At 66.9% G+C, this 25,110-nt stretch carries 25 protein-coding genes and 1 pseudogene; 17 read left to right on the forward strand and 9 right to left on the reverse strand.

Going from position 1 to position 25,110, the window contains the following annotated elements; translation table 11 throughout:
• Nucleotides 1-24 precede the first annotated feature (24 nt).
• Nucleotides 25-627, forward strand: coding sequence for a CueP family metal-binding protein (locus D9V34_RS15950; RefSeq protein ID WP_121689457.1), 603 nt, complete (start codon nucleotides 25-27; stop codon nucleotides 625-627).
• Here D9V34_RS15950 and proC read toward each other — a convergent pair.
• A complete protein-coding gene (proC, locus tag D9V34_RS15955; protein ID WP_121689458.1) occupies nucleotides 624-1,466 on the reverse strand; it encodes a pyrroline-5-carboxylate reductase in 843 nt (280 codons plus the stop codon). The two genes, D9V34_RS15950 and proC, sit on opposite strands and share 4 nt — an antisense overlap.
• Before the next feature lie 66 nt (nucleotides 1,467-1,532).
• On the opposite strand from proC, the gene D9V34_RS15960 reads away from it, so the two are divergent.
• Together D9V34_RS15960 and D9V34_RS15965 are read left to right on the forward strand one after the other, a co-directional pair.
• Entirely contained in the window at nucleotides 1,533-2,036 is a 504-nt protein-coding gene (locus D9V34_RS15960; RefSeq protein ID WP_121689459.1) for a hypothetical protein, read from the forward strand.
• Between the two features lie 29 nt (nucleotides 2,037-2,065).
• Nucleotides 2,066-2,983 (forward strand): cation diffusion facilitator family transporter, encoded by a 918-nt coding sequence (locus D9V34_RS15965; protein WP_121689460.1) that lies wholly within the window; start codon nucleotides 2,066-2,068, stop codon nucleotides 2,981-2,983.
• 71 nt (nucleotides 2,984-3,054) lie between these two features.
• Here D9V34_RS15965 and tadA read toward each other — a convergent pair whose 3' ends face one another.
• The gene (gene tadA / locus D9V34_RS15970; RefSeq protein ID WP_220700610.1) at nucleotides 3,055-3,534 is read right to left on the reverse strand and encodes a tRNA adenosine(34) deaminase TadA; all 480 of its coding nucleotides are present in this window, start codon (nucleotides 3,532-3,534) and stop codon (nucleotides 3,055-3,057) included.
• Between the two features lie 41 nt (nucleotides 3,535-3,575).
• On the opposite strand from tadA, the gene upp reads away from it, so the two are divergent.
• The 4 genes from upp (at nucleotide 3,576) to D9V34_RS15990 (ending at nucleotide 6,724) form a co-directional block, all read left to right on the forward strand.
• Entirely contained in the window at nucleotides 3,576-4,208 is a 633-nt protein-coding gene (gene upp, locus D9V34_RS15975; RefSeq protein WP_030149165.1) for a uracil phosphoribosyltransferase, read from the forward strand.
• A 435-nt stretch (nucleotides 4,209-4,643) separates the two neighbouring features.
• Nucleotides 4,644-5,432: a winged helix-turn-helix domain-containing protein gene (locus tag D9V34_RS15980; protein WP_121689462.1), complete on the forward strand. Its 789-nt coding sequence runs from the start codon at nucleotides 4,644-4,646 to the stop codon at nucleotides 5,430-5,432.
• Nucleotides 5,433-5,586: 154 nt separating this feature from the next.
• The gene (locus tag D9V34_RS15985; RefSeq protein WP_030149163.1) at nucleotides 5,587-5,865 is read left to right on the forward strand and encodes a helix-turn-helix domain-containing protein; all 279 of its coding nucleotides are present in this window, start codon (nucleotides 5,587-5,589) and stop codon (nucleotides 5,863-5,865) included.
• Between the two features lie 427 nt (nucleotides 5,866-6,292).
• A complete protein-coding gene (locus tag D9V34_RS15990; RefSeq protein ID WP_183092006.1) occupies nucleotides 6,293-6,724 on the forward strand; it encodes a hypothetical protein in 432 nt (143 codons plus the stop codon).
• Nucleotides 6,725-6,794: 70 nt separating this feature from the next.
• On the opposite strand, the gene D9V34_RS15995 is transcribed toward D9V34_RS15990, so the two are convergent.
• Complete coding sequence (locus D9V34_RS15995) at nucleotides 6,795-7,943, reverse strand: AI-2E family transporter (RefSeq protein ID WP_121689464.1); 1,149 nt, start codon at nucleotides 7,941-7,943, stop codon at nucleotides 6,795-6,797.
• A gap of 422 nt (nucleotides 7,944-8,365) precedes the next feature.
• Between D9V34_RS15995 and D9V34_RS16000 the strand changes: the two genes are divergently transcribed.
• From D9V34_RS16000 to D9V34_RS16010, 3 genes are read left to right on the forward strand one after another with little or no spacing between them, the layout of a single operon-like run.
• Entirely contained in the window at nucleotides 8,366-8,719 is a 354-nt protein-coding gene (locus D9V34_RS16000; protein ID WP_121689465.1) for a hypothetical protein, read from the forward strand.
• The gene (locus D9V34_RS16005) at nucleotides 8,716-9,150 is read left to right on the forward strand and encodes a MarR family winged helix-turn-helix transcriptional regulator (protein ID WP_121689466.1); all 435 of its coding nucleotides are present in this window, start codon (nucleotides 8,716-8,718) and stop codon (nucleotides 9,148-9,150) included. Before D9V34_RS16000 ends, D9V34_RS16005 begins: the two co-directional genes overlap by 4 nt.
• A 7-nt stretch (nucleotides 9,151-9,157) precedes the next feature.
• A complete protein-coding gene (locus D9V34_RS16010; RefSeq protein WP_121689467.1) occupies nucleotides 9,158-10,525 on the forward strand; it encodes a cryptochrome/photolyase family protein in 1,368 nt (455 codons plus the stop codon).
• A 21-nt stretch (nucleotides 10,526-10,546) separates the two neighbouring features.
• Here D9V34_RS16010 and D9V34_RS16015 read toward each other — a convergent pair whose 3' ends face one another.
• Nucleotides 10,547-11,194, reverse strand: coding sequence for a response regulator (locus D9V34_RS16015; protein ID WP_121689468.1), 648 nt, complete (start codon nucleotides 11,192-11,194; stop codon nucleotides 10,547-10,549).
• Nucleotides 11,191-12,372 carry a sensor histidine kinase gene (locus tag D9V34_RS16020; protein WP_121689469.1) on the reverse strand — a complete coding sequence of 394 codons (1,182 nt, stop codon included), beginning with the start codon at nucleotides 12,370-12,372 and terminating at the stop codon, nucleotides 11,191-11,193. The genes D9V34_RS16015 and D9V34_RS16020 overlap by 4 nt, the downstream gene beginning before the upstream one ends.
• Before the next feature lie 138 nt (nucleotides 12,373-12,510).
• On the opposite strand from D9V34_RS16020, the gene D9V34_RS16025 reads away from it, so the two are divergent.
• Both D9V34_RS16025 and D9V34_RS16030 read left to right on the forward strand, forming a co-directional pair.
• Nucleotides 12,511-13,653 (forward strand): ABC transporter permease, encoded by a 1,143-nt coding sequence (locus D9V34_RS16025; RefSeq protein ID WP_245992058.1) that lies wholly within the window; start codon nucleotides 12,511-12,513, stop codon nucleotides 13,651-13,653.
• A gap of 44 nt (nucleotides 13,654-13,697) precedes the next feature.
• A complete protein-coding gene (locus tag D9V34_RS16030; protein ID WP_121689470.1) occupies nucleotides 13,698-14,411 on the forward strand; it encodes an ABC transporter ATP-binding protein in 714 nt (237 codons plus the stop codon).
• On the opposite strand, the gene nrdI is transcribed toward D9V34_RS16030, so the two are convergent.
• Entirely contained in the window at nucleotides 14,362-15,795 is a 1,434-nt protein-coding gene (nrdI, locus tag D9V34_RS18280) for a class Ib ribonucleoside-diphosphate reductase assembly flavoprotein NrdI (RefSeq protein ID WP_281272284.1), read from the reverse strand. The genes D9V34_RS16030 and nrdI overlap by 50 nt on opposite strands.
• Before the next feature lie 246 nt (nucleotides 15,796-16,041).
• On the opposite strand from nrdI, the gene D9V34_RS16040 reads away from it, so the two are divergent.
• Both D9V34_RS16040 and D9V34_RS16045 read left to right on the forward strand, forming a co-directional pair.
• Nucleotides 16,042-16,605 (forward strand): TetR/AcrR family transcriptional regulator, encoded by a 564-nt coding sequence (locus D9V34_RS16040; RefSeq protein WP_183092007.1) that lies wholly within the window; start codon nucleotides 16,042-16,044, stop codon nucleotides 16,603-16,605.
• A 56-nt stretch (nucleotides 16,606-16,661) separates the two neighbouring features.
• Nucleotides 16,662-17,127: pseudogene (locus tag D9V34_RS16045) on the forward strand (RNase H family protein); the annotation flags it as partial.
• Nucleotides 17,128-17,470: 343 nt separating this feature from the next.
• On the opposite strand, the gene D9V34_RS16050 reads toward D9V34_RS16045, so the two are convergent.
• Genes D9V34_RS16050 through galT form a run of 3 tightly spaced genes read right to left on the reverse strand, consistent with a single transcriptional unit; the run spans nucleotide 17,471 to nucleotide 20,648 of the window.
• Nucleotides 17,471-18,286, reverse strand: coding sequence for a dienelactone hydrolase family protein (locus D9V34_RS16050; protein WP_121689473.1), 816 nt, complete (start codon nucleotides 18,284-18,286; stop codon nucleotides 17,471-17,473).
• A 56-nt stretch (nucleotides 18,287-18,342) separates the two neighbouring features.
• Nucleotides 18,343-19,512: a galactokinase gene (galK, locus tag D9V34_RS16055; protein WP_121689474.1), complete on the reverse strand. Its 1,170-nt coding sequence runs from the start codon at nucleotides 19,510-19,512 to the stop codon at nucleotides 18,343-18,345.
• The gene (galT, locus tag D9V34_RS16060; RefSeq protein WP_121689475.1) at nucleotides 19,509-20,648 is read right to left on the reverse strand and encodes a galactose-1-phosphate uridylyltransferase; all 1,140 of its coding nucleotides are present in this window, start codon (nucleotides 20,646-20,648) and stop codon (nucleotides 19,509-19,511) included. The genes galK and galT overlap by 4 nt, the downstream gene beginning before the upstream one ends.
• Nucleotides 20,649-20,769: 121 nt before the next feature.
• Here galT and D9V34_RS16065 point away from each other — a divergent pair, with 121 nt between their 5' ends.
• From D9V34_RS16065 to D9V34_RS16075, 3 genes are all read left to right on the forward strand, one after another.
• Nucleotides 20,770-21,588, forward strand: coding sequence for a DeoR/GlpR family DNA-binding transcription regulator (locus D9V34_RS16065; protein WP_342773018.1), 819 nt, complete (start codon nucleotides 20,770-20,772; stop codon nucleotides 21,586-21,588).
• On the forward strand, nucleotides 21,585-22,544 hold the full coding sequence (galE, locus tag D9V34_RS16070; RefSeq protein WP_121689476.1) for a UDP-glucose 4-epimerase GalE: 960 nt from the start codon (nucleotides 21,585-21,587) through the stop codon (nucleotides 22,542-22,544). The genes D9V34_RS16065 and galE overlap by 4 nt, the downstream gene beginning before the upstream one ends.
• Nucleotides 22,545-22,748: 204 nt before the next feature.
• Entirely contained in the window at nucleotides 22,749-25,040 is a 2,292-nt protein-coding gene (locus tag D9V34_RS16075) for a DUF7927 domain-containing protein (RefSeq protein ID WP_183092008.1), read from the forward strand.
• Nucleotides 25,041-25,110: the final 70 nt, after the last annotated feature.

A 25,110-nucleotide genomic window follows, 5' to 3' on the forward strand; every position in this document is an offset into this window, starting at 1 on the left:
AGCGGCGCTGGTTAGCGTGAAGACATGTCGACGCACATCACAAAGGTTGCCCTGTCCGCCACACCGCTGCTGCTTGCGCTCACCCTCGGCCTCGCCGGGTGCACCGCCGACGCCGCGGCTCCCTCGTCACCGACCTCCGCCGGGGATGTCCACAGCACCCTTGCCACCCATGGGCTGGAGGGACTCGATGCCCGCGGAGTGATCGACAAGCTGGAGGCGACCTCCCTGGATCAGCGCCCGCGCGATCTGATGGCCTCGGTGCGCCCGGCGACCCTGATGCTCACCGATCAGTCCGGGCAGACCTCCGAGCTGCCGATGCCAGCGGATGAGTTCTACCTGTCGGTCGCACCGTACCAAAACAGCTCACACGACTGTTTCTTCCACAGCCTCACCACGTGCCTCGGCGAGCTCCAGGATGCCGAGGTCGAGGTGACGGTCACCGACTCAACCGGCGAGAAGATCCTCGATCAGAAGCTCTCCACCAACAACAACGGCTTCGTCGGAATCTGGCTCCCCCGCAACATCAGCGGAACCCTCACCATCTCCCAGGACGGAAAGTCCGCAACCACGCAGATCGCCACCGGTGATGAGGACCCCACCTGCCTCACCACCATGAAGCTCGGCTAGCTGCCGGCCGCGAGCTCCTTGGCCCGCGCCAGGGCGGCGTCGGTCGCCCGGATGAACATCTGGTCCAGACCGGCGTCGCTCATCACGGCGAGCGCACGCTCGGTGGTGCCCTTGGGGCTGGTGACGTTGATACGCAGCTGGGTCGGGGTCTGGTCCGATGCCGCCAGGAGTTCGGTGGCCCCGCGGAAGGTGCCCTGCACCAGCAGGTCGGCCTCTTCCGGGCTGAAACCCTTTTCGATCGCGGCGGCGGTGAGCGCCTCGATCAGCGCAAACACGTAGGCGGGGCCGGAGCCGGAGATGGTGCTGAGCGCGTCGATCCGGTCCTCGGCCACCTCAAGAACCTCGCCCACGGTCTCAAAGACCGCCCGCACGGCGGCCATCGCGGCCGCATCGGCGCGGGTACCGGGGGCGATACCGGTAACGGCACGGCCCACCACGGCGGGGGTGTTCGGCATCGAGCGCACCACGATCGCGGTGTCCGGGAGAATCGACTCGAAGGTCGCGATGGTCACACCCGCGGCCAGGCTCACCACGATCGCGCCGGGCTTGAGCGCCGGAGCAATCTCGGCGAGCAGGTCCGGAACCATGCCGGGCTTCACACCGATCAGGATGATGTCGGCGCCGGCGGCGGCCTCACGGTTGCCCTCGGGGTTCTCGTTCAGCGCGACTCCGGTCACGCCCTCCAGCTTCGACAACGCCGCGGCTTTTTCCGGCGTGCGATTGGTCGCGATCACCGGGCTGGTGGCGGTGGCTCCCGAGGCGACGAGGCCGGAGAGAATCGCCCCGCCCATCGAACCGGTACCGAGGAATGCGATGCTGGGTGCGTTCGTGGAGGTCATCTCCCCATCCTAAATCCGCGCCGTGTGTGCATGCCCGCGTGGCGTGATTCGGATTACCCTGGGAGCATGAACCTCGAGCCGCTACTGCTTCGCCTGGACCGTATCGCCGGTGGATCGCGCGCCTCCGAGCGCATCGCCGAGGAGGCTCGCACGCATCCGCGCACGGTGCGGGCATTCCGCGCGGTGACGATCCTGCTGCTGATCGAGCTGGTGCTCGGCATCGTCGCCGTGGTGATCGCGCTCGTCCTACTGGGCCGTGGCGAACACGTGCCGCTGTCGGTGTGGACACGCAGCGTGGTGGTGCTCGGCATGACCGCGACCCTGTTCTACTTCTCCTGGCGCGCGCAGCTGGGCTGGTCCTGGGGCTACTCACGGCTGCGCCTGTTCAGCAAGATTTTCCCGGTGGTGACCCTCGTGCTTGCGGCAATCCCCGGGTTCTACCCGGTGTGGATGATCACCGAGCAGATCATCTTCAGCCTGATCCTGATCGGCGTGGCCGACTACCTCGACTCCGACCACATGCGCGACACCTTCCGTCGCCCGACCCCGCCGGCTACCGTGCAGGGCTAGGATGTGATCCACCACACGAGGGGGATCACATGAGTACACAGGGCGGCAATCGCGCCATCATCGCGGCACTGCTGGCGAACGTCGGCATCGCGCTGACCAAGTTCATCGCCTGGTTCTTCTCCGGCTCGGCGTCGATGCTCGCCGAGGGTGTGCACTCCCTCGCCGACTCGGGCAACCAGCTGCTGCTCCTGCTGGGCGGACGCAAGTCGCGCCGTCTGGCCGACGAGGAGCACCCGTTCGGGTACGGACGCGAGCGCTACGTCTACGCGTTTGTGGTCTCGATCATCCTGTTCTCAGTCGGTGGCGTGTTCTCGATCTATGAGGGCATCAACAAGCTCACCCACCCGCACGCCCTGGAAATGTGGTGGCTGCCGATGGTGGTGCTGACGGTAGCGATCGGGCTCGAGGGCTTCTCCCTGCGCACGGCGATCCGCGAGTCCAACCACACCCGCGGCACCCAGTCCTGGATCCAGTTCATCCGCCGCGCCAAGGCCCCCGAGCTGCCCGTTGTCCTGCTGGAGGACGTGGCCGCGCTGATCGGTCTGGTCCTCGCCTTCCTCGGAGTCGGCCTCACCGTGATCACCGGCAATGCCACCTGGGATGCAATCGGCACGCTGGCCATTGGTGCGCTGCTGGTCCTGGTCGCGATCGTGCTGGGCATCGAAACCAAGAGTCTCCTGGTGGGCGAGGGCGCCACCGCCGAGCAGGCCACCGCGATCCGGGAAGCCATCGTGGCCGGGCCCGAAGCCGAGCGGATCATCCACCTGAAGACCCTCTACCTGGGACCCGAGGAGATCATGGTGGCGGCAAAGATCGCCGTGGATCCGGCCCGCACGGTTGCCCAGGTCTCCGAAAACATCAACGTGATCGAGGCCCGCATCCGCGCCGCCGAGCCCATGGCGCGCGTCATCTACCTCGAACCCGACGTGGATCGCGAGCGGGTTTAGGACGCTCAAAACCAAAGCCCGCCCGGCCCCGGACCGCGCCGAACCAGCGCCCGGCCTTCCGCTCCGCGCGGCTACAACTCGGTCGGGCTCGCCAGGGTCTCCCGGAAAAACTCCACCAGGATGGCCGCGCACTCGGCCTCGCGCACGCCGCCAACAACCTCGGCGCGGTGGGCGAGGCGGCGATCCCGCAGCAGGTCAAACGCGCTGCCGGCGGCCCCGGCCTTATCCTCCCAGGCTCCAAAGACCACGCGTGGGATGCGGGCTGCGAGGATCGCCCCGGCACACATGATGCACGGCTCCAGGGTGACCACCAGGGTCAGATCACGCAGCTGCCAATCCCCGCGCGCCGCGGTGGCCGCACGGATCGCCTCGATTTCGGCGTGCGCGGTGGGATCGTGACGGGCCTCCTTGAGGTTAAATCCGGTCGCCACCACGGTGCCCGCGGAATCCACCAGGATCGCCCCCACCGGGACATCCGCACTTTCCGCGGTCAGGCGCGCCTGGTCCAGGGCCAGGCCCATCCAGCGCTCATCTTCCGCGCCCACACTCATTACCACCGCAAGGTTCCCTTCACCCAGGTATTGTTAACAGTATGCGAGTGCACGTAGCCGATCACCCCCTGATCACCCACAAACTGACGGTCCTGCGGGATAAGAACACCCCGTCGCCGATCTTCCGGTCCCTCACCGAGGAGCTGGTCACCCTGCTCGCGTATGAGGCAACCCGCGAGGTTCGCACCGAGACGGTCGAAATCGAGACTCCGGTCACCACCACTACCGGACTGGCGATCTCCTCGCCGCGTCCGCTCGTGGTCCCCATCCTGCGTGCAGGTCTGGGCATGCTTGAGGGCATGGTCAAGCTGCTCCCGACAGCCGAGGTCGGCTTCCTGGGCATGCTGCGCGACGAGGAAACCTTCGAGCCGAAGACCTACGCCGAGCGTCTGCCGGATGATCTGTCGGGTCGCCAGTGCTTCGTCCTGGACCCGATGCTCGCGACCGGCGGTTCGCTGGGTGCGGCGATCAAGTTCCTCTTTGACCGCGGCGCAGACGATGTCACCGCGATCTGCCTGCTGGCCGCCCCCGAGGGTGTGGCCGCACTGGAGAAGCTCACCGAGGGCCGCGACGTCAAGCTGGTGCTGGGCACCGTGGACGAGCGTCTGGACGAGCACGGCTACATCGTTCCCGGTCTGGGTGACGCGGGCGACCGCCTCTACGGCCTGGTCTAAAACTTCGTCCCTGGCACTCGGTCAGGGCCCACGGCGGCATCGGTTTTCCGGTGCCGCCGTTTTTTGTCCCCCCAATCAAGGGTGATCAGTTGACAGCACGCTTCGCTCTGGGCATAATCGGCATATGACTGAATTCGCGCGTACCCGGAGCTCCCTCGAGTCTCATGGGACTGTGGGCATGATGATGCCCCGTAGCGCTGTCATGTGTTGTCGAATGTGCAGCTAGCTCGCTAGCTTCCGCCACCGTCTCCGCCCCGCTTCTCCTCATCCAGAAGAAGACAAAGCGTCGAGACCCGGAGCGTTTTTGAACGCGACTCCCCCGGAACGACCTTCCGATTCGTCGATCCGGATACACACAACACACCCGTCGTAACGGCCCGGCCGAGGCACTCGCCCCCGGATGACCGTCGACACCAAAACCTTTAGGGACTTCTCATGTCGATCACCACCACCATCTCCGCCCCCGCCACCCGCAGCGCCGAGGCCGAGCGCATCGCCGCCGCACTGACCGCCGGACGTACCACCACCAGCACCGCGGTTCCCGCGGTCGCCCCGGTTGTGGCTGCCGCACCCGCAGCTCCCGCAGCCCCGCGTCTGCGCTCGGTTCCCGAGGGCACCGAGGCTCGCGGCTTCGTGCTCTACGTCGGGCTGGATGAGGCCAAGGCCCTGGCCGATGGCTCCAGTCTCGGTCAGGTCGTGCAGGCCCTCAAGGACCTCGCCGCCCAGATTGCTCCCGCCTCGGAAACCTACGCGGCCGTTGCCCTTGCACCGGCCGGTGCCGGTGGCCGCGACATCGACGTGGTGCGCCTGGCCCTGCAGGAGCCGGCAGCCCTCGCCCGCCACCGCGACACCGAGGAGAGCCACACCGGCGAGCTCGACCGCGCACACGCCGGAGTCGTGATTGACCTCTCCCGCAAGCGCCTGGCGCTGGACAACACCGCCGTCTCGCTCACCTTCAAGGAGTTCGAGCTGCTGCAGTACCTGGTACTGCGCGAGGGTCGCACCGTCGACCGTGCCGAGCTGATCGGCGCCCTGTGGAACCCCGAGGACGAAGAGGCGGCTCCGAACGAGCGCACCATCGACGTCCACATCCGTCGCCTGCGGGCCAAGCTTGACCGCTACGAAGACATCGTCCGCACCGTGCGCGGCGTCGGCTACCGTTTTGACCGTCACGCAGACGTCACCATCCGCTACGCATCGGCACCGAGCCCCGACCTCTTCTAGGCCGCGGGCAGCCTCGGCCGCAACGTCAGATTCGGCGTATATCGGGGTTCATCAGCCCGAAAACCGAGCAGTCTTCTGGAATTTCACCGGATTCACAGGCGATTGTCACACGGGTATGGCCCCAGACTGAGACAATCGCTTACATGCTGGTCTTATGGAACACTTCGCCGAGACACCTACCTGGTCCCAGTATGCCAACCTCCTGGGCAGTTCGCTCCGTCATCTACGACTCGGGCGCGGCCTCAGCCAGGAGCAGGTCGCAATGGCGGCCGGGATTAGCCGATACACCTATCAGAAGTTCGAAAAGGGCGAGTCTCGCCCGGGAACCTCAGCCAATCCATCACTCCAAAACGTCCTCGCACTTAGCCAGGTCTTCGGAGTACCGATTGAGGAGCTACTGCCCAGCACCCCGCCGGACCTCAGCGACCGCTAGCGCGCCCACACAGCGCGCCGCTGTCGTTCATCGCCTCTCGGCACGAACCCTCCTGCGCTACGCCGAGCAGGACGATCATCTTCCATCGGCACGCCCCTCACCATCCGATCCATGAGTGTCGGAGGGTCGAGTTAGGCTCAGAATGTGCCGGTGAAGGGATCCACCGATGAAAACAGCCCTGCTTCACCCACGGCGTTCGGCACCCACCGGGTCCGAACCCCCAACGCCCTCCGACGGTGCCATTCCCCCGGCACCGGGGCCCGCGGCCCTCGCCGCGGAACATGCCCACTCTGAGAATGCTCTTCCGCCCGAGCCCGGTCATGCACGGGTGCGCCCACCGGAGGCTGCGTCAGTATCCGCCAAAACAGTGCCTACCGGGGCAGTGTCCACCGCGGCTGGGCCTACCGGGCCTGTGCCTACCGAGCCTGTGCCTACCGAGACCGCGCTTGCCGGGGCAGCGTCTGCCAGGTCGACGCTTTCCGAGAAGGAGCGTACCGAGAAGATGCGTTCCGAGTCGGAACTTTCCGAGTCGGAGCTGCTCGAGTCGGAGCTGCTCGATGCAGAGAGTGCTCGTGGGGAGCCTCGCTGGCTGGCGAGCGTCGCCACCGTGCTGCAGAGCGGGCCGGTACCCGAGCTCCAACCCGTGCTGCTCGATATCATCGTGAATCCGCAGGTACCGCCGGCTGAGCCGGTGGTTGTGATCCACTCCGATGAGCATGGAGAACACCTGGTGCTCACACCCGAGAGTGCAAGGCGACTGGGCAGCGTCCTCACCACGCTGTTCCCCGATGATGAGTCACGCGCGGCACCGCTTCCGCCTGCTGAGCACACGGATCCGCCACCGGGGAGAGTCCGATGAGGCACTAACGCAGGGTGCCCCGCACACCCCTGTGGGACGTGCGGGGCACCTCAGTGGACGCCGTGCGCGACTAGGACACCGCGACGACCTTACGGTCTTGGCGCGGCCACACCACCTTCTGCACGATGATGATCACCGAGGCAGCGACCGGAATAGCCGCCAGCGCCCCGAGCACACCGCCGATGGTGCCTCCGGCCACGGCGGCGATGACCACCATCGCCCCGGGGACCGCAACCGCACGACTCATGATGCGCGGGGAAATGATGTAGGCCTCCACCTGCAGGTAGATCAGGTAGTAAATACCCGTAATCAGCGCCAGGCTGGGGTCCACCAACAGGCAGATCAGGGTGTTCAGGATCGACGCGCTCAGGGTACCCACAAGCGGAATCAGGGAACCAATGAAGGCGAAGAATGCCAGCAGGAACGGCATTGGTGCCTGAATGATCGACAACAGAATCAGGCTGAGCACACCATTGATCAGGGCAAGCGATACCTGCCCCACCACATAGCGTCCGACGGCACCGGTGATGTCCTCGGAGATCTTGGCGAAACCCGCACGCTGGTACGCGGGAACAAAGCGGTACACGGTCTGCTTCATCGAGCGCAGCGAGGCCATAAAGTACAGGGTCAGAATCAGCACGATGATCAGCCCGGTGATGCCGCTGGCAACACCGGCCCCCACCTGGGCGAGGCCTCCGCCGATCGCCACCAGGTTTTTGGGATCTCCCAGGAAGTCGGTGGCCCCCTTGATGACCTGCTTGATGTCCACGGAATCACCCAGCAGCTTCTGGATCTGGAGCACAATGTCATTCTTCTGGAAATCCGAAGCAAAGCCCGGGAAATCACGAATCAGGTTCGAGGACTGCTCCACAAGCACTGGAATGACGGCCAGGAGGAGGCCCGCCAGGGCTGCCAAGACCACCAGCACCACCGCGGCAATCGCCGCGGGACGTGGCATCCGCTTCTCAAGCCAGGAAACCAGCGGGTCAAGACCCAGCGCCAGGAATAGGGCGATGCCGATGTACACCAGGACGGTACTCAGCTGACTGACAATACCCCCGAGCAGGAGCGCAATAAGAACGCCCAGGGTACCCACCAGGCCGATCCGAAACGCGTTAACGTGCACGCCGGATCCTCCCGCAGGCTCACGGTGCAGTCCCACATCGCCGCCGGAACTCAGCCGAGGTTCCGCATCGGGGCGCGTCGCCTTCTTCTTCATCCGTGTCTCCTCACGTATGTGCGACGCTTGAGCGCCGCACGGGGTCGGGGTTCAATTGTGGACCCAAAATCCCCACATTGGCGGATTTCCGGGGAATCAACATCCGTGCCGTGCACAGATTCGAACCCGCAGACCACCGAATACCGCTATGCGGCAAACTCCCAGCCACCGAGTCGGTCAAGCCCTGGTAATCGTTACCTGGATGTTATATATTCGTACTGCGTTCGAAGTTTTGCTGTGACGACGAAACGCACATGTGATTGCAGGACACTCTTGGTGCAAGGGGAAGGGCCGATCGTACGCCTCTACGATCGGCCCTTGTTCATGTCCACGCACCCCGCGTCCGTTATTCCCTCAACCGGTGCGCCAGGGGCGAAACTTCCAGCTCGGTCGCGGACCCGCGAACGCGGTACGCTGGGAGGATGACGCAGGCCACCGATTCCGCACGCGAACTCCGCGCCCTCAAGGTGCTGGGCGCGGCCTGCTTCGGCGGCGGCTTGCTCTTCACCGCGGTGGGAATCCTGCTGATCGTCCTGGCCGCGCTGAACGGGCCGTGGTTTCTCACGCTCATCGGCATCGGTGTTCTGCTCACCGGGCTCAGCACCAGCTTCTGGGGCATGGTCATGCTCTATCGCTCGCTGATTCGCGCAAACCCGGCCCTCGCCATCAGGCTGGACGAACCCGCACCGGCCGGTGTCTCCGAGCCTACGGGCGCTTCCGACGCCGCGGTGACCCCCGCACACGAAGACGTGCCCGAGTCCGGTGGCCCACGATGAACGGTGCGGTAGAAGCCTGGGAGTCGCTGTTTCGCGCGCAGGTTGGCATCATGCGTCGCCTCGGTGAGGACTTCCCCATGGGTGGACTCACGATGAACGAGTACGACGTGATGTTCACCCTCTCCCGCCAGGCCGACCGCAAGGCCAAGCTGCGCGATCTGAACCGGCTGGTGCTGCTGAGCCAGCCCAGCGTGAGCCGACTCATTGACAAGCTCTCGGCCGAGGGGTTTGTCACCAAGGAAGCCGATCCGGATGATCGCCGCGGCATGATCATCACCCTCACCGAGGAGGGGTTCTCGGCCTACCGTCCGGTTGCCCGCGCCCATATGCGTACGATTGAATCGATCATCGGCGGAGCCCTCAGCCCCGCCGAAATCGAGTCCATGTTTGCCCTGACCGAGAAGCTGCGCTGCCCCGAATTCGACGATTAGGTTCCCGATGAGCACCCCCTCCCCCGCCGCCCTGATCTGGTTCCGCCGAGACCTGCGCGTGGGTGATCATCCGGCACTGACCGCCGCGCTGGAATCCCACGAGCGTGTGATCGCCGTGTTTGTGCTGGACGAGCCGAGCCTGCGCCCGATCGGTGGGGCCTCCCGCTGGTGGGTTCACGGTGCACTGGACTCGTTGGCCGAGGACCTCGCCGAGCTGGGCATCCCGCTCGAGCTGCGCACCGGCGATCCCGTGGACGCACTGCACACGCTGGCCGCCGAGCAGAACGCCAACCGCGTGTACGCCACCGCACGCCCCGGCGCGGCTGAGGCGGAGCTGGACGCCCGGGTGCACACGGAGCTCGGGTCCCACGGCATCGAGGTCCATTTTGCCGCCCCGGATCTGCTGGTGGATCCCGGGCTGCGCACCGGAGAGGGCCGCCCGTACACGGTGTTCACCCCGTTTTGGAAGCGGGCACTGGATGAGCTTGCCCGGCGTCCTCCGCGCGCGGTCCTGCCCGTTCCCCAGCCCGCCCGCACCCCAACCGCGGTCAACTCCGCGGCATTCGCGGCCGCACTGGACCACCTCGAACTTCGTCCCACCTCCCCCAACTGGGCGGAAAACTGGGACACCTACTGGAGCCCGGGCGAGGCCGGTGCCCACGAGCGTCTGGCCGACTTCCTGGACGAGGACCTGGGCGATTATCCCGATCTGCGTGACCGTCCCGATCGTTCGGTGACCTCGCGTCTGTCCCCGCACCTGGTGTGGGGCGAGATCACGGTATCCACGATCTGGCATGCGGTGGATGAGCATCGACGCACTCATCCCGGACAGGGTGCCAGCTTTCTCAGCGAACTGGGCTGGCGCGAGTTTGCGCACTACCAGCTGTTCCACTTCCCCAAGCTGGCCACCGATCCCTGGCGGCCCAGCTTCGCGAATTTCCCCTGGCCTGAGGCTGACCCCGAGCTGCTGCGCGCCTGGCAGACCGGCACTACCGGGATCGACCTGGTGGATGCGGGGATGAACGAGCTGTGGCAGACCGGCACGATGCACAACCGCGTACGCATGGTTGTAGCCTCGCTGCTGACCAAAAACCTGCTCCAGCACTGGCGGGCCGGCGAGGAGTGGTTCTGGGACACCCTGGTGGATGCCGATCCCGCTGCAAACCCGTTCAACTGGCAGTGGGTGGCCGGCAGCGGTGCCGATGCGGCTCCCTATTTCCGCATCTTTAATCCCGAGCTGCAGGCCAAAAAGTTTGACCCCAACCGCGAGTACATCCGCCGCTGGGTGCCCGACACCGGCCTGCGCACGGCCCCGATCGTGGACCTCAAGGCTTCCCGTGAGGCAGCCCTGGAGGCCTACCGCAAGCGGGAGTAGACCGCCCATCAAAATCCGCGACTAGGCGCGACGGATGAAGCCTCCGCGCTGGGCGGCGAGCACCGCCTGCTGGCGGTTGTTCGCGCCGAGCTTGCCAAAGATATGCGCCAGATGGGACTTGACGGTGGTTTCGCTGATGTGCAGTTTCTTGCCGATTTCCCGGTTGACCAGACCCTCGGAGGCGAGGGTCAGGACCTCGATTTCGCGGGCGCTGAGTGCCTGCTGCGGTTCGCTCACCCGCGCCACCAGGCGTCCGGCCACCGCCGGGCCCAGGACCGTCTGGCCGAGGACCGCCTTGCGAATCGCGCTCAGTAGGTCCTCGGGTGGGGCGTCCTTCAGGAGGTAGCCGGCCGCCCCGGCCTCGATGGCACCGAGGATATCGGCATCGGAGTCGTAGTTGGTGAGGATCAGCACGCGCGGCGGGTTTTCCCGGCGCATCAGCTCGCGGGTCGCATCGATCCCGGTGGGGCCGGTCCCAAAACTCAGATCCAACAGCACCAGATCCGGTTCAAACCGGTTGACCACGGCCAGCACCTCGGGCACCGAGGCCGCCTCGGCGACCACCTCGATATCCGCCGCGGTCCCCAGGACCGCGGCCAGGCCCGCACGCACGATGGGATGATCATCGGCCATCACGACCCGGATCGGTGTGCCCACTGCGTAGTTCATGCTGCCTCCCGGGTAAATCTTACGGTCACCGTGGTGCCCTCGCCCGGGGCGCTCTCGATCACCAGCGATCCGCCCAGCTCGGCGATTCGGGACCGCATCGCGATCAGCCCAAACGAGCCACCCGCGGTGCGCTCCACCAGCGAATCCGGGTCAAATCCGCGGCCGTCATCCACGATGTCGAGGATGGTTTCCCCATCCAGATAGCTCAGGCTGAGATCCGCACGGGTGGCATCCGCATGCTGGACCACGTTGGCCAGCGCACTCTGGCCGATCCGCAGCAGACCGGTTTTTACCACGGTGCTCAGCGGCCCGGGGGTCCCATCGGTGTGGAACTCCACCGGGATACCCGCCTGCTGGGAGGCACTCTCGGCGAGCCGGGACAGCGCCTCGGCCAGGCTGGCACCGGTGATCGCCGGCGGGGCCAGCTCATCGATCAGTCCGCGGGTTTCGGCGAGCGCCAGGGCCGCCGCGTCCCGCGCCCGCCGGACGTGTTCGATCGCGGTCTCGGGAGCCTGTTCGCTTGCCCGCTCGGCCGCATGCAGCAGCAGTTGGATGCTGGAGAGTCCCTGGGCCACGGTGTCGTGGATGTCGCGGGCCAGGCGTTCACGCTCGGCGAGCTTGCCCGCCTCCCGCTCGGTTTCGGCCAGGCGGACCCGGGTGGAAATCAGCTCGGCGATCAGCTCCTCGCGGCGCAGGGCCACCCGCTGAAGTTCGCGATAGCCCAGCCCGATCGCCACCGCGATCACCGCACCGATCAGCGGGCCGAGGATCCCCGGCACCGAAAACCCGCCGTGCAGACCGATCGCGATGATCGACACCGCGCTCACCACCGCCACGCTCAGCAGCGCGGGGGTGCGATCCAGCAGCGCCAGATAGAGGAAAAACAGCGGGAAAGACAAGTAGGCGGCGTCCTGGCTGACCAGGATCATCGCAATCCACAGCAGGGTCAGCCCGCCGAGCCAGAGCCCGATTCTGCCGCGCGACTGATCCCCCTTACCCCACCAGGCGCCCAGCAGGTACCAGACCAGGAAGACGGCGGCGAGGATCGCGGCGATCACGGGCTCGGGGCCCGAGCGGAATCCGGCACGGATCATCACAAACAGGGCCAGCGACACAAAGAGCAGGTGCAGACCGGTGCGCAGTCCCGCGGACACCGGTCCGTCGGCGGAACGGATCATAGCCTCAGCCTAATCCGAGAGGCCCCTGGCGGGTATCCCTCAAAAGGTGGAGCGGATAATCATCACTTTGCGCCCCGACCCGACCACCTAGCCGATGACGGATGAGCCGCCGGAAACCAGACTCGAAGTGTCCCCATTATGGACGCCCGTGTGGCCCACACGGTGCCGGTTCCCCGGAAGGTTCTCATGTTTGTTGCCTGGCGTGAAATTCGCTTTGCTAACGGTCGCTTTGTGCTGATCGCCTCGGTTGTTGCCCTGATCACCATCCTGGTGGGGTTTTTGACCGGGCTGACCGCCGGGCTCGCCGGCCAAAACGTCTCGGCCGTGCTCGGCCTCGGGGCCGACCGCATCGTCTTCTCGGCCCCCGCCCACGGTGAGAAGGATCCGAGCTTCGGCGACTCCTCGATCACCGCCGCCGAGGCCAACGCCTGGGCCGATGCCGCCGGGGTGACCAACGCCGCCCCGCTGGGCATCAGCCAGACCCGGCTGAGTGCCGGAGAAAAGCGCGCCCCGGCAGCCCTGTTCGGGATCGATCCCTCCGCCGCAGGCTCACACTTCCTGCCCGCGGGAACCCCGATGCCCCAGCCGGGCACCGTGGTTTTGGGTGAGGGAACCGCGCAAACACTGGGTGTGCACGTGGGCGATACCGTGAGCGCCTTTGGGGAGGACCTTCGTGTCTCCACGCTGATCCCCGACACCTGGTATGCGCACTCCTCGGTGGCCTGGGTCACCCTGCCCAACTGGCAGTCGATCATGAGCGCCGGCGGTCAGCCCGCCTGGGCGAGCGTGCTCGCAGTGTCCCTGAAGTCCTCGGCGCATCCCGATTCGATCGAGACGGCGACCCACACGGTCTCGCGGGCACCGATCCCCGCACTACTCTCGATCGAATCGTTCCGCTCGGAAATCGGCTCGCTGCTGCTGATCGTGGCGATGCTGTTCGGGATCTCCGCCCTGGTGATCGGTGCGTTCTTCACGGTCTGGACGATTCAGCGTGGACCGGATATCGCGGTCCTCAAGGCCCTCGGTGCCCGCACCGGACGGCTCGTGCGAGACACCCTCGGGCAGGCGCTGGTGGTCCTTATTGCTGGGGTAGGCGTCGGGATGCTGGTGACCGTCGGCCTCGGCAGCCTCGCGGGCAGCGCGGTCCCGTTTGTACTCAGCCCGCTCACCATCGGTCTCCCCGCGCTGGGGTTGATCGCGCTGGGTCTGATCGGCGGCGCGTTTGCCCTCCGCCCGGTACTGCGCAGCGATCCGCTGGCCGCGCTCGGTGCCGCCCGGTAACCGGGCATCCCCAACAACCACTCGCTTCTTGCTAAGGACCCCTCATGATTGAACTGCGCAACGTTACGCTGACCTTCCCCGACGGTGACCGCAGAATCACCGCCGTGGATAACGCCTCCCTCTCGGTCCCGCCGGGCACAATCACCGCGGTGACCGGTGCCTCGGGATCGGGCAAATCGAGCCTGCTCGCGGTAGCCTCGGCGCTGATCACCCCGGACTCGGGTGAGGTGCGTGTGGCCGGAATCGACCTGGCCGGGCTCAGTCGAGCCGAGGCGACGGCCGTGCGCCGCGAACACATCGGCATCGTCTTCCAGCAGTCGAACCTGCTGCCCGCGCTCAGCGCGCTGGACCAGCTCGCGGTGATGAACGAGCTCGACGGACACAGCCGTGCTGCCCGAGCCGCGACCCGCGAACGTGCACGTGACCTGCTGGCCCGGGTCGGACTGGCCGGGCACGAGGACAAGCGTCCTCATCAGCTCTCCGGTGGGCAGCGGCAGCGGGTGAACATCGCCCGCGCCCTGATGAATGAGCCCGGGGTGCTGATCGTGGACGAACCCACCAGCGCACTGGATCACGCCCGCGGCATGGAGATCATCACGTTGATCCTGGAGCTCACCCGAGATCGCGGCACCTCAACCCTGCTGGTCACCCATGATCGCTCACACCTGGACCGGATGGATCAGGTGCTGGTCATGTCCGACGGGGTGCTCAATACCCTCGATCCTGCCGCAGCGAGCGCCGCGTTGGTGCGGGGCTAGCGCTCCGTGCACCCGGGTCCTCGGCCATCGCCAGTCGCCGGGCACGGCGCTGCGGTGCGGGCATCGGTTCGGAAATCCGCGCCACGGCCTCACGGACCGGGGCGACCGGGACCGGAGGCTCCGCCGGCGCGGAAAGCGTGGTGAGGGTCGGCATCGGCGTCACGACGGTGCCGGCGATCGCCGGCGGCGGGACCATCCGGGCGCGAGCGCGGCGGGATTCGGCGCGCGGAGTCTCCCCGCCGACGGCAGGAGCGGGTGGAGCGAGGACCGGCGGAAATTCGGGTGCGGGCGCGGACGCTGGAGACAGCGCCGGTGTTGGGGCCGGCTCCGGTGTTGGGGCCAGCGCCGGAGCCGGTGCCGAGGGCGTTGCACTGATCGGGCTCAGGGTCGGTACCGAGGTCGCGGTGAGTACCGCAGTTGGTACCGGAGCCGGAGTATCGAGGGGTGCCGGTTCCGGTATGTCGATCGGTGCCGTGGCGCGGCGGGCGGCCCGGCGAGGGGAATCAATGACGGCTGCGGGGGCCTGTGCTGCGGGGCTCGAGGCTGGCACCGCGAGGTTCGAGGCTGCCGCTGCGGGGCTCGAGGCTGGCACCGCGAGGTTCGAGGCTTGGGCCATCACCTCATCCTCGCGCCAGGGTGCAGCCGGGGGGAGAGTGGAAGGGGTGTCGGCCACAACCGAGGTCGGCCCCGTGCGAATGCGGGAACGACGAAGCGGAGGGGTCTGCGAGGGCGAGGCGAAAGCGGCTGCCAGTGCTGGTGCTGGTGCTGGTGCTGAGGCTGGTGTTGGTGCTGGTACTGGTGCGACAGCTTCGGACGCGGACACCACCACCGGCTCGGGCCCGAACCTCGCGGCCAATACCGGTTCACGAACCGGCTCACGCACAGGCTCGGCGGTCGTGCGAGGCACCACGATGGGGATCGCCAGGGTGTGTGGCGCGGCGGCGACCGGAGTCCGGGCCAGCACGGCCGGCTCGCTCTGCCGTGCCGACGACCCCAGGGCCCGCGTCAGCGCGGTCAGAATGCGTTCGCGATCCTGATCGGTACCGTTGCCGTCTACGCGATACAGCTCGGGCACGCCGTACTGGTCGGCGATCAGCCGACTCGCCAGGCAAAAGGCGAATCCAAAGTTGCGGTGTCCGGCACCGATCACCCCGCGCAACCGCGCACGGTTATCGGCGCGGGCGAGAAACTGCCGGACCGGCCGCGGCACGGCCGCATAGTCGGCACCGCCGCCATAGGTGGGGGTCATCAGCACAAACGGCTCGGTGATCCGGCTGGGTGTGCGATGCTCGGCATCACCAATCCGCATCGCCTCAATGCCCAAAGACTGCACGAAACGGTGGGTATTACCGGAGTCTCCGGAAAAATACACCAGTTGGACCATCGGCTCACCACCCTCGCATTATTTGATTGCCCCTGATCGGGTGAGGCGCGGTACCCGACATCTCGGGCTTCGCGGCATCCCACCACTCCCCAGTCTGACGGTCTCAGCCCCACCACACACGGGGATTGACGGTTTTGGTATGCCGCACACGGCGAATCTCCAGCTTTTTGACCACTGGTAAGCACCCCAGAAATGAGCACGCCGTGCTCGGCGTGTATCGCCGAAGCGCCGATTATGCTTGCGAATATGACGACCACAGCCCCGAGCACTCGGGACCGTATTCTGGACACAGCGCTACGTGTTTTCGCAAAAACCGGCTACTACGGCACCTCACTCCGCGATATTGCGGCCGAGTGCAACCTGACCCATCCGGCCCTCCTGTACCACTTCGGTAATAAGGCCGATCTGCTGGCTGCCGTTCTCGAACGCCGGGACTCACTGGATCTTGAACGCATGCAGTTTGCCGAGATCAGTGCGGACAATGCGGACCAGATGCTCATCGATTTGGTCATGCACAACGTCAGCGTTCCCGGCCTGGCGCAGCTGCACACTCAGCTCGCCGCCGAGGCGACCGATCCCGATCATCCGGCACGCGCCTGGGTGGTCAACCGCTACCGGGCCCTGCACGAGCGGTCCAAGCAGGCATTCATCGGGCGCGGGCTGTCCGAGGACCAGGTGGATGCGGAGGTGAGCCTGATGATCGCGATGATCGACGGGCTCCAGGTGCAGTGGCTGCTGGATCCCGAACGGGTGGACATGGCCGCGCTGATTACCCATTACCTGGCCCGGCTCGCCGACCGCGCACACTAAACCTGCGAAACTGGAAGCCGACGGATGCCAACATCCATCAGCAGGGAGCACTTCGCATGACCATCACCGCCGCAGCCGACGGATCCGCACTGGGTAACCCCGGACCAGCCGGATGGGCCTGGTTTGTGAACGAGAACTGCTGGGCCGCCGGCGGGTGGCCGCACGCCACCAACAATCAGGGTGAGCTTCAGGCGGTGCTGGAGCTCTTCCGCGCCACCGCGCACCTGGATGAGGACCTGCTGATTCTCTGCGACAGCCAGTACGTCATCAACTCGGTGACCAAGTGGATGCCGGGCTGGAAGCGCAAGGGCTGGCGCAAGGCCGACGGTAAACCGGTGCTGAACGTGGAAATTCTCCAGCAGATCGACGAGGCGTTGCAGGGGCGACGCTACCGTTTCGAGTGGGTCAAGGGTCACGCCAACCACCCGCTGAACGAGGCGGCCGATGAACGTGCCCGCGCGGTATCCACCGCGTATCAAAACCGGACGGCGATCCCCAGCGGTCCGGGCTGGACCGGGGCGGGCAGCACCGACGGTGCCACCGGCGCACCGCGCACAACCGAAGCACCGCGCACAACCGAGGCACCCCGGGTACCCGCCTTCACCGAGGAGCCCGCCCAGCCGGGGCTGTTTGACTGGGCGGAGGAACCGGCCACGGTTTCGCTCACCCTGAACCTGGATGCCGACACCCACACGCGCCTTCTGTCGCGCGCCCGCGCCGAGCGGCTGAGCCCCGAGGCCCTGATTCGTTCGCTGCTCTAACCGTTCCCCACGGGAACCGCGAGGCGCTCGCACGGGAACGCAGGTCTGGGCCAGGCCAAGGGTCTGGGTTAGGCCGAGGGTCTGGGCACTGCCAAGGGTCTGGGCTAAGCCGCGGGAAGCGCGAGGCGCTCGCGCAGGAACGCCACCGTGCGCGCCCGCGCCTCGGCGGCGGGATGTCCGGGCCGCTCGCGAACCTCGCCGGTCAGGACCGAGTGTGCACCGCGGGAAAAGCCGCCGGGGTTCCCGGGTGAGGAGTCCAGTTCGATGACCTCGAAGGCATCGCCCAGGGCCGCCGCAATCGTGGCGAAGCGTTCGCGTGGGACCGTCTGATCCTCGCTGAAGCGAAGTCCCAGGGCGCACACCGATCCAGCCGCAGCCCGGGCGGCCACCCGGTCCAGCTCATCCGGGGACATCACCGGGTCGAGCCTGCGAGCCCGTCCCAGCGGAAACGGTGCCGCGGGCTGGCTGACCACCGAGGCCAGCACGCTCTCCGAGGCCGCGGCGGCGAGCGCAAACCCGCCGGTGAAGCACATCCCGATTACCCCGACGCCCGGACCCGGCGTGCGCGCGGCCAGATCCGTGGCGAGGGCCCGCACGTAGTCGGCCACCGGTCGGTGTGCGCCGGTGGCAAACGCCCGAAACTCGGTTGAGACGCACACCTTGGCCACCGACTGTGCCAGGTAGCCGGGAGAAGCCGGACGGCCGGGATCCCCAAACAGCGAGGGGATGACCACGGTGAATCCGTTCTCCACCAGGTGGTCGGCAAACCCCATTACCTCTGGGGTCATGCCCGGGATCTCGGGCAGCAGGACGATTCCCGGCCCCGATCCCCGTTCGAAGACCTCATGGGTAATCTCGCCGGCGACGAAGGGGGCGCGGGTCCAGCCGGTGAGCCCGGCGATGGGGGCATGCTCGCTCATGAGGTCAGTGTATCCAGATCATCCGCGAACACGCCCCGAAATGTGAGCGTGGTGTTCTAACCTTCGCGGCCTGCACCGGGACCCGGAACCACCGCGTAAATGTGCGGCGATGCCCATCCCGAACGTTCGAACGCCGCGCTCACCGCGGTACTCACGGTCTCGGCCAGCGCGATGGGTACCAGGGCGATGGCCGAGCCTCCGAACCCGCCCCCGGTCATCCGCGCGCCCAGTGCGCCGTGCGCCAGCGCGGTGTCCACGGCCGCATCCAGCTCGGGGCTGGAGATCTCATAGTCGTCCCGCATCGAGACGTGGCTTGCGGTGAGCAGCGGACCGATGTCCTCGAGTCTGCCCGCATCCAGCAGGGCCACGACGTCCTGAACCCGGGCGTTCTCGGTGACAACGTGCCGGACCCGACGCCGGGTTTCGGGATCTAGCAGGTGCGCACGCTCGGCGAAGTCCTGGGCCGAAACCTCGCGCAGCGAGGAGACCTCAAGCACCCGCTCGCCGAGGCGGCAGGAGGCCACCCGATCGCGATATCCCCCGCTCTCATGGGCGTGAGTCACGCGGGTGTCGATGACCAGTAGGACCAGGTCCCGGGCGGCCAGATCCAGGGGAACCTGTCGGGTGCTGCGGTCCAGGCAGTCAAGGAACAGGCCCGAACCCGCCGTGGCCAGCAGCGAGGCCGACTGGTCCAGGATCCCGGTGGGTGCGCCCACAAAATCATTCTCGGCCTCGTGGCAGATCTGCACCAGTTCCGGGCGATCCAGCCCGGCACCGGCCAGATCGTTCACCGCAACGGCGATCGCGCACTCCACCGCCGCGGAGGAGGAGAGTCCGGCCCCGACCGGCACATCCGAGTGCAGCAGTACGTCGAGCCCGGGCAGGGTAATCCCCCGCCGAGCGAACGCCCAGACGACCCCGGCCAGATAGCGCGCCCAGCCTCCGTCCCCGCTAAAGCCCGTATCCTCCGCGGTCAGCTCATCCAGGCGCACGCGTACCGGGGCGGCACCCGCGAAGGTGCTCTCCAGCACGGCCTCGCCACCGTGGGTCACGCGTACCGCCACCCGGGCTCTGGCGGTGATCGCAAAGGGCAGGGCGAATCCGGCGTTGTAATCGGTGTGCTCACCGATTAGGTTTACCCGGCCCGGGGCACTCCAGATGCCGTCGGCATCGGCACCGAAGCGGTTCTGGAACTCGGCGTCCAGGGTGGTCGCGGCGGCACTCATGCGCGGGCTCCTTCGACATACGGGGTGGTGGCGCGCAGGCGGGCGGCGGTCTCCTCGGGGATCACATCACCAATGAACGCACCCATTGCGGCCTCCGATCCGGCCAGATACTTGAGCTTATCGGCGGCACGGCGCGGGGAGGTGATCTGCAGGTGCAGGCGCGCCTCGGCGCGGTCGGGATGGGTGGACGGAGCCTGGAACCAGGCCGAAATATAGGGGGTGCGATCGCCGTACAGGGCGTCGATACCGCGCACCAGTCGCAGGTACATGTCGGCGAGCTCATCGCGTTCGGTTGCGGTGAGCTCATCGAGGGTGCCCACGTGACGGTTGGGGTAGAGGTGAACCTCGATCGGCATCCGGGCCGAGAACGGCACAAACGCGGTGAAGTATTCACCCCGCTCAAGGATCCGTTCCCCGGAGGAAAGCTCACAGTCCAGGATGTCGGCAAACAGGTTTCCGCCGGTACGTGCCCGATGCTCGGCCGCCTGGGCGAGCAGGATTCGGGTGGTCGGGGTCACAAACGGATAGGCGTAGATCTGCCCGTGCGGGTGGTGCAGGGTCACGCCAATTTCGGCCCCGCGATTCTCGAACGCGAAGACCTGCTCGACCCCCTCCATCGCCCGGAGGTCGGCGGTGCGCTGAGCCCAGGCGGCCACGATGGTGCGCATCCGCTCGATGGACATATCGCTCAGGGAGGCCTCGTGATTGGACCCAAACACGATCACCTCGCAGCGCCCGGCGGCCGGACGAACCGCCCCGAGACCCGGGCTCAGGTCCACCGGTGCGGGTTCGGGCCCGAAGGAGGGGAACCGGTTTTCAAACACCGCGACGTCGTAGTCTGCGGCGGGAATCTCGGTGGCGTGGCCGGGACGGGTGGGACAGATCGGGCACAGGTCGGTCGGGGGCAGGTAGATCCGGGTCTGCCGGTGGGCGGCGAAGGCAACCCAGTCTCCACGCAGCGGGTCGTAGCGCATGGTCGAGCCCGCGCTCTCGGTGTCCCCCGCGTGCGAGCCGGGGCGCGGCGGGAGGTCCCGGGTGTCGGCGGGCGGGTCACTCAGCGTGTGTCCGGCATCGGCGAAGTAGATCAGCTCGCGCTCATCGGCGAGGACTGTGCGGAGCAGGGCGACATCGGTCATGCGAAACACACCTTTCAGAATCGAACAAAACCGATCATATACACACATTCCCACTTGGCTCAAGGGGATAATTCGGGCATAATGAACACGTTCGCACACATTCGCACGTTTGATGAGGCCCATGACCGAGATGCTCCCGCCCCAGCGGCACACGCTGATCCTTGAGCGCCTGCGCCGGGATGGCCAGGTTCGCGTGACCACCCTCGCGAGCGATCTGGCGGTCTCGGAAATGACCGTCCGGCGCGACCTGGGGATCCTCGCCGAACGCGGAGACCTAGTCAAAACGCACGGCGGCGCGACCCTCCCCGGCGGCACCACCAGCAGCGAACCCGGCTTTGCCCATAATCTCGGTGTGGCCGCCGACGAGAAGGAACAGATCGCCCGCCTGGCGGCCGAACGGGTGCACCCCGGAATGTCGATCGCCCTCAATGCGGGCACCACCACGCACACCCTCGCCCGGCGCATCGCCCACGTGCCGGGCCTCACCGTGGTCACCAACTCCCCGCGCATCGCCGCGGTATTCGATGAGGGTGGCACCGGCCAGACGGTGATCCTCACCGGCGGCATCCGCACCCCCTCCGACGCCCTGGTTGGCCCCTACGCTGTCCACACACTGCGCGCGCTGCGCGTGGACATCTGCTTCCTCGGTGTCCACGGGGTCAGCCCCGAGGGCGGGCTCACCACCCCCAACCTGCTTGAGGCCGAAACCAACCGCGCGTTTATCGATGCCGGTGCCAGCGTGGTGGTGATAGCCGACCATCACAAGTGGGGAGTCACCGGGCTCTGCCAGATTGCCGAGCTGGAGGCCGCGGACGTGTTCCTCAGCGACGCGGGCCTGGCCGATGCCGCACGTGATCGGCTGGCCGAATCCATCGACAGCGTAATCCGGGCGGGCGAGCACCCCGATGCCGCCGCCACTCAGACAGGAGAAAACGAATGACCTGGTTAGTCACCGGCGGCGCCGGCTACATCGGTGCCCACGTGGTGCGGGCCCTCCGCTCGGCGGGCCTCACCCCCGTCATCTACGACAACCTGGTGACCGGGCTGCCCGAGTTCATCCCCGCCGGGGTCGCCTTTGAGCGCGGCGACATCCTGGATCGCGATGCCCTGCGCGCCGCAATGGTCACCCATCGGGTCACCGGGGTGATCCATGTGGCCGGTTATAAGTTCGCCGGAGTCTCGGTTGAGCGTCCACTCCACACCTACGCCCAGAACGTCACCGGGACGGCGACGGTCCTGGAGGTCATGGCCGAGCTCGGGATCTCCCGGATCGTGTTCTCGTCCAGTGCCGCGGTCTACGGCACCCCACACACGGATCTGGTCACCGAAGCCACCGCCACCGCCCCCGAGTCTCCGTACGGGGAGTCCAAGCTGATCGGCGAGTGGCTGCTGCGCGATCAGGGTGTGGCCGCGGGCCTGCGCCATGTGAGCCTGCGCTACTTCAACGTGGTGGGGTCCGGGGAGCCCGGGCTCTGGGATGCCAGCCCCCACAACCTGTTCCCGCTGGTGATCGCCGCCCTGCGAGCGGGCAAAACCCCGCGCATCAACGGCATCGACTACAACACCCCCGACGGCACCTGCGTGCGCGACTACGTGCACGTAGCCGACCTGGCCCACTCCCATGTGGCCGCCGCGCGAGCCCTGGATGCGGGCACACCGCTGGCCCCGGTTTACAACCTGGGCAGCGGAGACGGGGCCTCGGTCAGGCAGATCATGGACGAGATGGCCCGGGTCACCGGTATTGCCTTTGACCCGATCATTGGACCGCGACGGGCGGGAGATCCCGACCGTATCGTGGCCGACGGATCGGCCGCCGCCCGGGATCTGGAGTGGGAGATGCGCCACTCACTCGCCGATATGGTGTCCAGCGCCTGGCAGGCCGGGACACCGAGCTAACCGGTGCACTGAATCCGTGTGTGGGACCCGCACACGGATTTTTGTGCCCATCGGACATCGCCTCACCGGTTACACGACAGCTTCCCCCAAAACCGATCCAACCCAACCAGGCTGGATCGGTTAGGACACATAAAGGGGATGATCGTGGAACATACATCGGAAAGGCGGGCCGACAAGCACCCGCAACGCACAGCATCGCACCGGGTGCGACGCACACTCGCTGCCGCCGCTACCCTCGCGCTCGGTGCGGGCGTCCTGGTCCTGGTGGCCAGCCCCGCACAGGCAGAACAAAACGAAAAGTACGCGTATGCCGCGACCCCCGATCCGGGGACCAACCGGCCGCACGAGTGGTACGTCTACGTCAAGGCCGGTGAGCAGCTGCGGGTACAGGCCGGCATGCACAAGCCCGACTCCACCGAGAGCTGGGACCGTGATGGCCAGCGTGCGTTCTACACGATCACCGATCCCTCGGGGAACCTGGTGGACACCAACGACAACGGCTACCCGGAAAACACCCCGGCCGCCGGCGGACGCGAGGCCGGCATCTCGATGCTGGACCCCGATGACAAACAGCCCGCGATCATCACCGCCACCGCCGCCACCGAGGGCGTCTACCGGGTGGCCATTCGAAACTTCTGGAAGGACGCTCGAGTGGGCTCCTTCCCGTGGAAAATCGCGGTCTCCGAAAACGGTGTGGAGCACAGCGGACGGGTGTGGACCAGCCGCTACCAGCTGATCGAGAACTGGCCTCCCGGCCCGCCGATCCTCAACCACCCGGCCCGTCACGGCCTGGACCTCGACTACTGGTTCGTCTCGGACCTGGGCTATAAGTACAAGCTCGCCCTGAACGGATACGTGGGGTGGACCTCCTCGATCGAGGCCAGCCTGCTGGGTAACACCGACAACCAGTGTGTCTCGCTCTACCGCTCGGTGGTGGACACCGAGGCCAGCACGGCCACCTGTGATGACCTGTACAAGCTGTTCTTCGAGGCCCCCGCGGCGGACCTGCCCGCAACCGCAAAGATTGCCACGGCCAACGCCAGCAACGCGGCCCCCACCGGAACCAGCAAGACCATCGCGCTGGCACCCACCCCGGTTGAGCCGAAGCTGACCATCGACGGCTTCACCTCCGACGGAAACGCCGCCGCCCCCAAGGCGGGCACGTTCACCTACACCCTCAAGGACTTTGCCGGAAACTACACCATCAAGGTGGATACCGACGGCGATGGCAACTACGACGGTCCCGCGGACATTCTGGTGAACCGTTCGGCACTGGGTGGGCAGAGCGACTTCACCTTCGATTTCGACGGCCTGGACAAGAGCGGCGCGGTGATCCCCGAGGGCACCACCATCGCCGCCAAGATCGTGGTCTCCCAGTACCCCGAACTTCACTTCGTGTTTGGTGATGTGGAGCAGCTCCAGGGTGGCATGACCCTGACCCGTCTGAACGGTGCCACCGGTCCCCTCGAGGACCGGCTGTACTGGAACGACGTGGACAAGGACGGCAACGCCCTGGGTGCACAGACCTGTAGCACCACCGCTCCCAAGCTGGGCGACCCGGCGAACCCGGCCGTCAACTACGACCCCAACGATCCGCTGGTGGGTGCCCCGCTCAGCCAGGGTGGACAGCGCTTCTGGGACACCCCGAGCCAGGCCTGCCGCAACAACAACACCGCGGATCTGGGCTCCTACGGCAACAATAAACTGCTGGACACCTGGACCCACGCGAACGTGCAGATCGAATCCATCGCCAAGGTTGTTGGACACTCGCTGCAGATCACCAAGAGCGCCGATGTGGCCAGCGCAAGCCAGGGTGACACCGTCACCTACACGCTGACGATGACCAACAACGGCGATGCACCGGCCAGTGCCGCCACCGGAAACCCGGCCGCCCTGGTGGATGACCTGACCCAGGTTCTCGCGCAGGCAACCATCGATCCGGCCTCGCTCGCCGCGAGCATCAGCGGGGCGGCCACCACCGCCCCGACGCTCTCGGGGACCGAGCTGCGCTGGTCCGGAGATCTCGCCCCGGGGGCCACCGTGACGGTGACCTATACGGCCACCATCACCGGCACCACCGCCGCCACCGTGAACAACTTCGCCACCGCGCTGCGTGAGGCCAACGGTCCCGCCCTGAGCGGTGCCGACTGTACCGCGCAGGGTGCGGCGGTGAGCTTCAACTGTGCGCAGGCACAGGTCTCGGTTGACGCCGTGACGCCCACCCCGACCCCGACCCCGTCGGTCACCCCGGACCCGACCACGACTCCGGACCCCACCGTGACTCCGGACCCCACCGGCACCCCGGACCCGACCGCGACCGCCGTTCCGACCGTGATTCCGGTGCCCACCGCAACCGCGAGTGCGGACCCGGCCGATCCGACCGACCCGCTGGCCCGCACGGGGGCCGAGGCCGCACTCCCGATCGGGATTGCCGCCCTGGTTCTGGCGCTCACCGGATTCGTGCTCGCCCGTCGCGCACGCCGCACCGAGGCCTAAACCCCGGAGCCTGGATCACGAAGCCGGGCACACCGAGCCGGGGCCTCAAGACCTAGGTCTTGAGGCCCCG

Source organism: Mycetocola lacteus (genome assembly GCF_003667575.1).
GTDB lineage: Bacteria > Actinomycetota > Actinomycetes > Actinomycetales > Microbacteriaceae > Mycetocola > Mycetocola lacteus.

Coding starts and splice junctions, on each gene's coding strand:
- D9V34_RS15950 (WP_121689457.1), top strand. CDS start 25: ATGTCGACGCACATCACAAAGGTTGCCCTGTCCGCCACACCGCTGCTG.
- proC (WP_121689458.1), bottom strand. CDS start 1,466: ATGACCTCCACGAACGCACCCAGCATCGCATTCCTCGGTACCGGTTCG.
- D9V34_RS15960 (WP_121689459.1), top strand. CDS start 1,533: ATGAACCTCGAGCCGCTACTGCTTCGCCTGGACCGTATCGCCGGTGGA.
- D9V34_RS15965 (WP_121689460.1), top strand. CDS start 2,066: ATGAGTACACAGGGCGGCAATCGCGCCATCATCGCGGCACTGCTGGCG.
- tadA (WP_220700610.1), bottom strand. CDS start 3,534: ATGAGTGTGGGCGCGGAAGATGAGCGCTGGATGGGCCTGGCCCTGGAC.
- upp (WP_030149165.1), top strand. CDS start 3,576: ATGCGAGTGCACGTAGCCGATCACCCCCTGATCACCCACAAACTGACG.
- D9V34_RS15980 (WP_121689462.1), top strand. CDS start 4,644: ATGTCGATCACCACCACCATCTCCGCCCCCGCCACCCGCAGCGCCGAG.
- D9V34_RS15985 (WP_030149163.1), top strand. CDS start 5,587: ATGGAACACTTCGCCGAGACACCTACCTGGTCCCAGTATGCCAACCTC.
- D9V34_RS15995 (WP_121689464.1), bottom strand. CDS start 7,943: ATGAAGAAGAAGGCGACGCGCCCCGATGCGGAACCTCGGCTGAGTTCC.
- D9V34_RS16000 (WP_121689465.1), top strand. CDS start 8,366: ATGACGCAGGCCACCGATTCCGCACGCGAACTCCGCGCCCTCAAGGTG.
- D9V34_RS16005 (WP_121689466.1), top strand. CDS start 8,716: ATGAACGGTGCGGTAGAAGCCTGGGAGTCGCTGTTTCGCGCGCAGGTT.
- D9V34_RS16010 (WP_121689467.1), top strand. CDS start 9,158: ATGAGCACCCCCTCCCCCGCCGCCCTGATCTGGTTCCGCCGAGACCTG.
- D9V34_RS16015 (WP_121689468.1), bottom strand. CDS start 11,194: ATGAACTACGCAGTGGGCACACCGATCCGGGTCGTGATGGCCGATGAT.
- D9V34_RS16020 (WP_121689469.1), bottom strand. CDS start 12,372: ATGATCCGTTCCGCCGACGGACCGGTGTCCGCGGGACTGCGCACCGGT.
- D9V34_RS16025 (WP_245992058.1), top strand. CDS start 12,511: ATGGACGCCCGTGTGGCCCACACGGTGCCGGTTCCCCGGAAGGTTCTC.
- D9V34_RS16030 (WP_121689470.1), top strand. CDS start 13,698: ATGATTGAACTGCGCAACGTTACGCTGACCTTCCCCGACGGTGACCGC.
- nrdI (WP_281272284.1), bottom strand. CDS start 15,795: ATGGTCCAACTGGTGTATTTTTCCGGAGACTCCGGTAATACCCACCGT.
- D9V34_RS16040 (WP_183092007.1), top strand. CDS start 16,042: ATGACGACCACAGCCCCGAGCACTCGGGACCGTATTCTGGACACAGCG.
- D9V34_RS16050 (WP_121689473.1), bottom strand. CDS start 18,286: ATGAGCGAGCATGCCCCCATCGCCGGGCTCACCGGCTGGACCCGCGCC.
- galK (WP_121689474.1), bottom strand. CDS start 19,512: ATGAGTGCCGCCGCGACCACCCTGGACGCCGAGTTCCAGAACCGCTTC.
- galT (WP_121689475.1), bottom strand. CDS start 20,648: ATGACCGATGTCGCCCTGCTCCGCACAGTCCTCGCCGATGAGCGCGAG.
- D9V34_RS16065 (WP_342773018.1), top strand. CDS start 20,770: ATGACCGAGATGCTCCCGCCCCAGCGGCACACGCTGATCCTTGAGCGC.
- galE (WP_121689476.1), top strand. CDS start 21,585: ATGACCTGGTTAGTCACCGGCGGCGCCGGCTACATCGGTGCCCACGTG.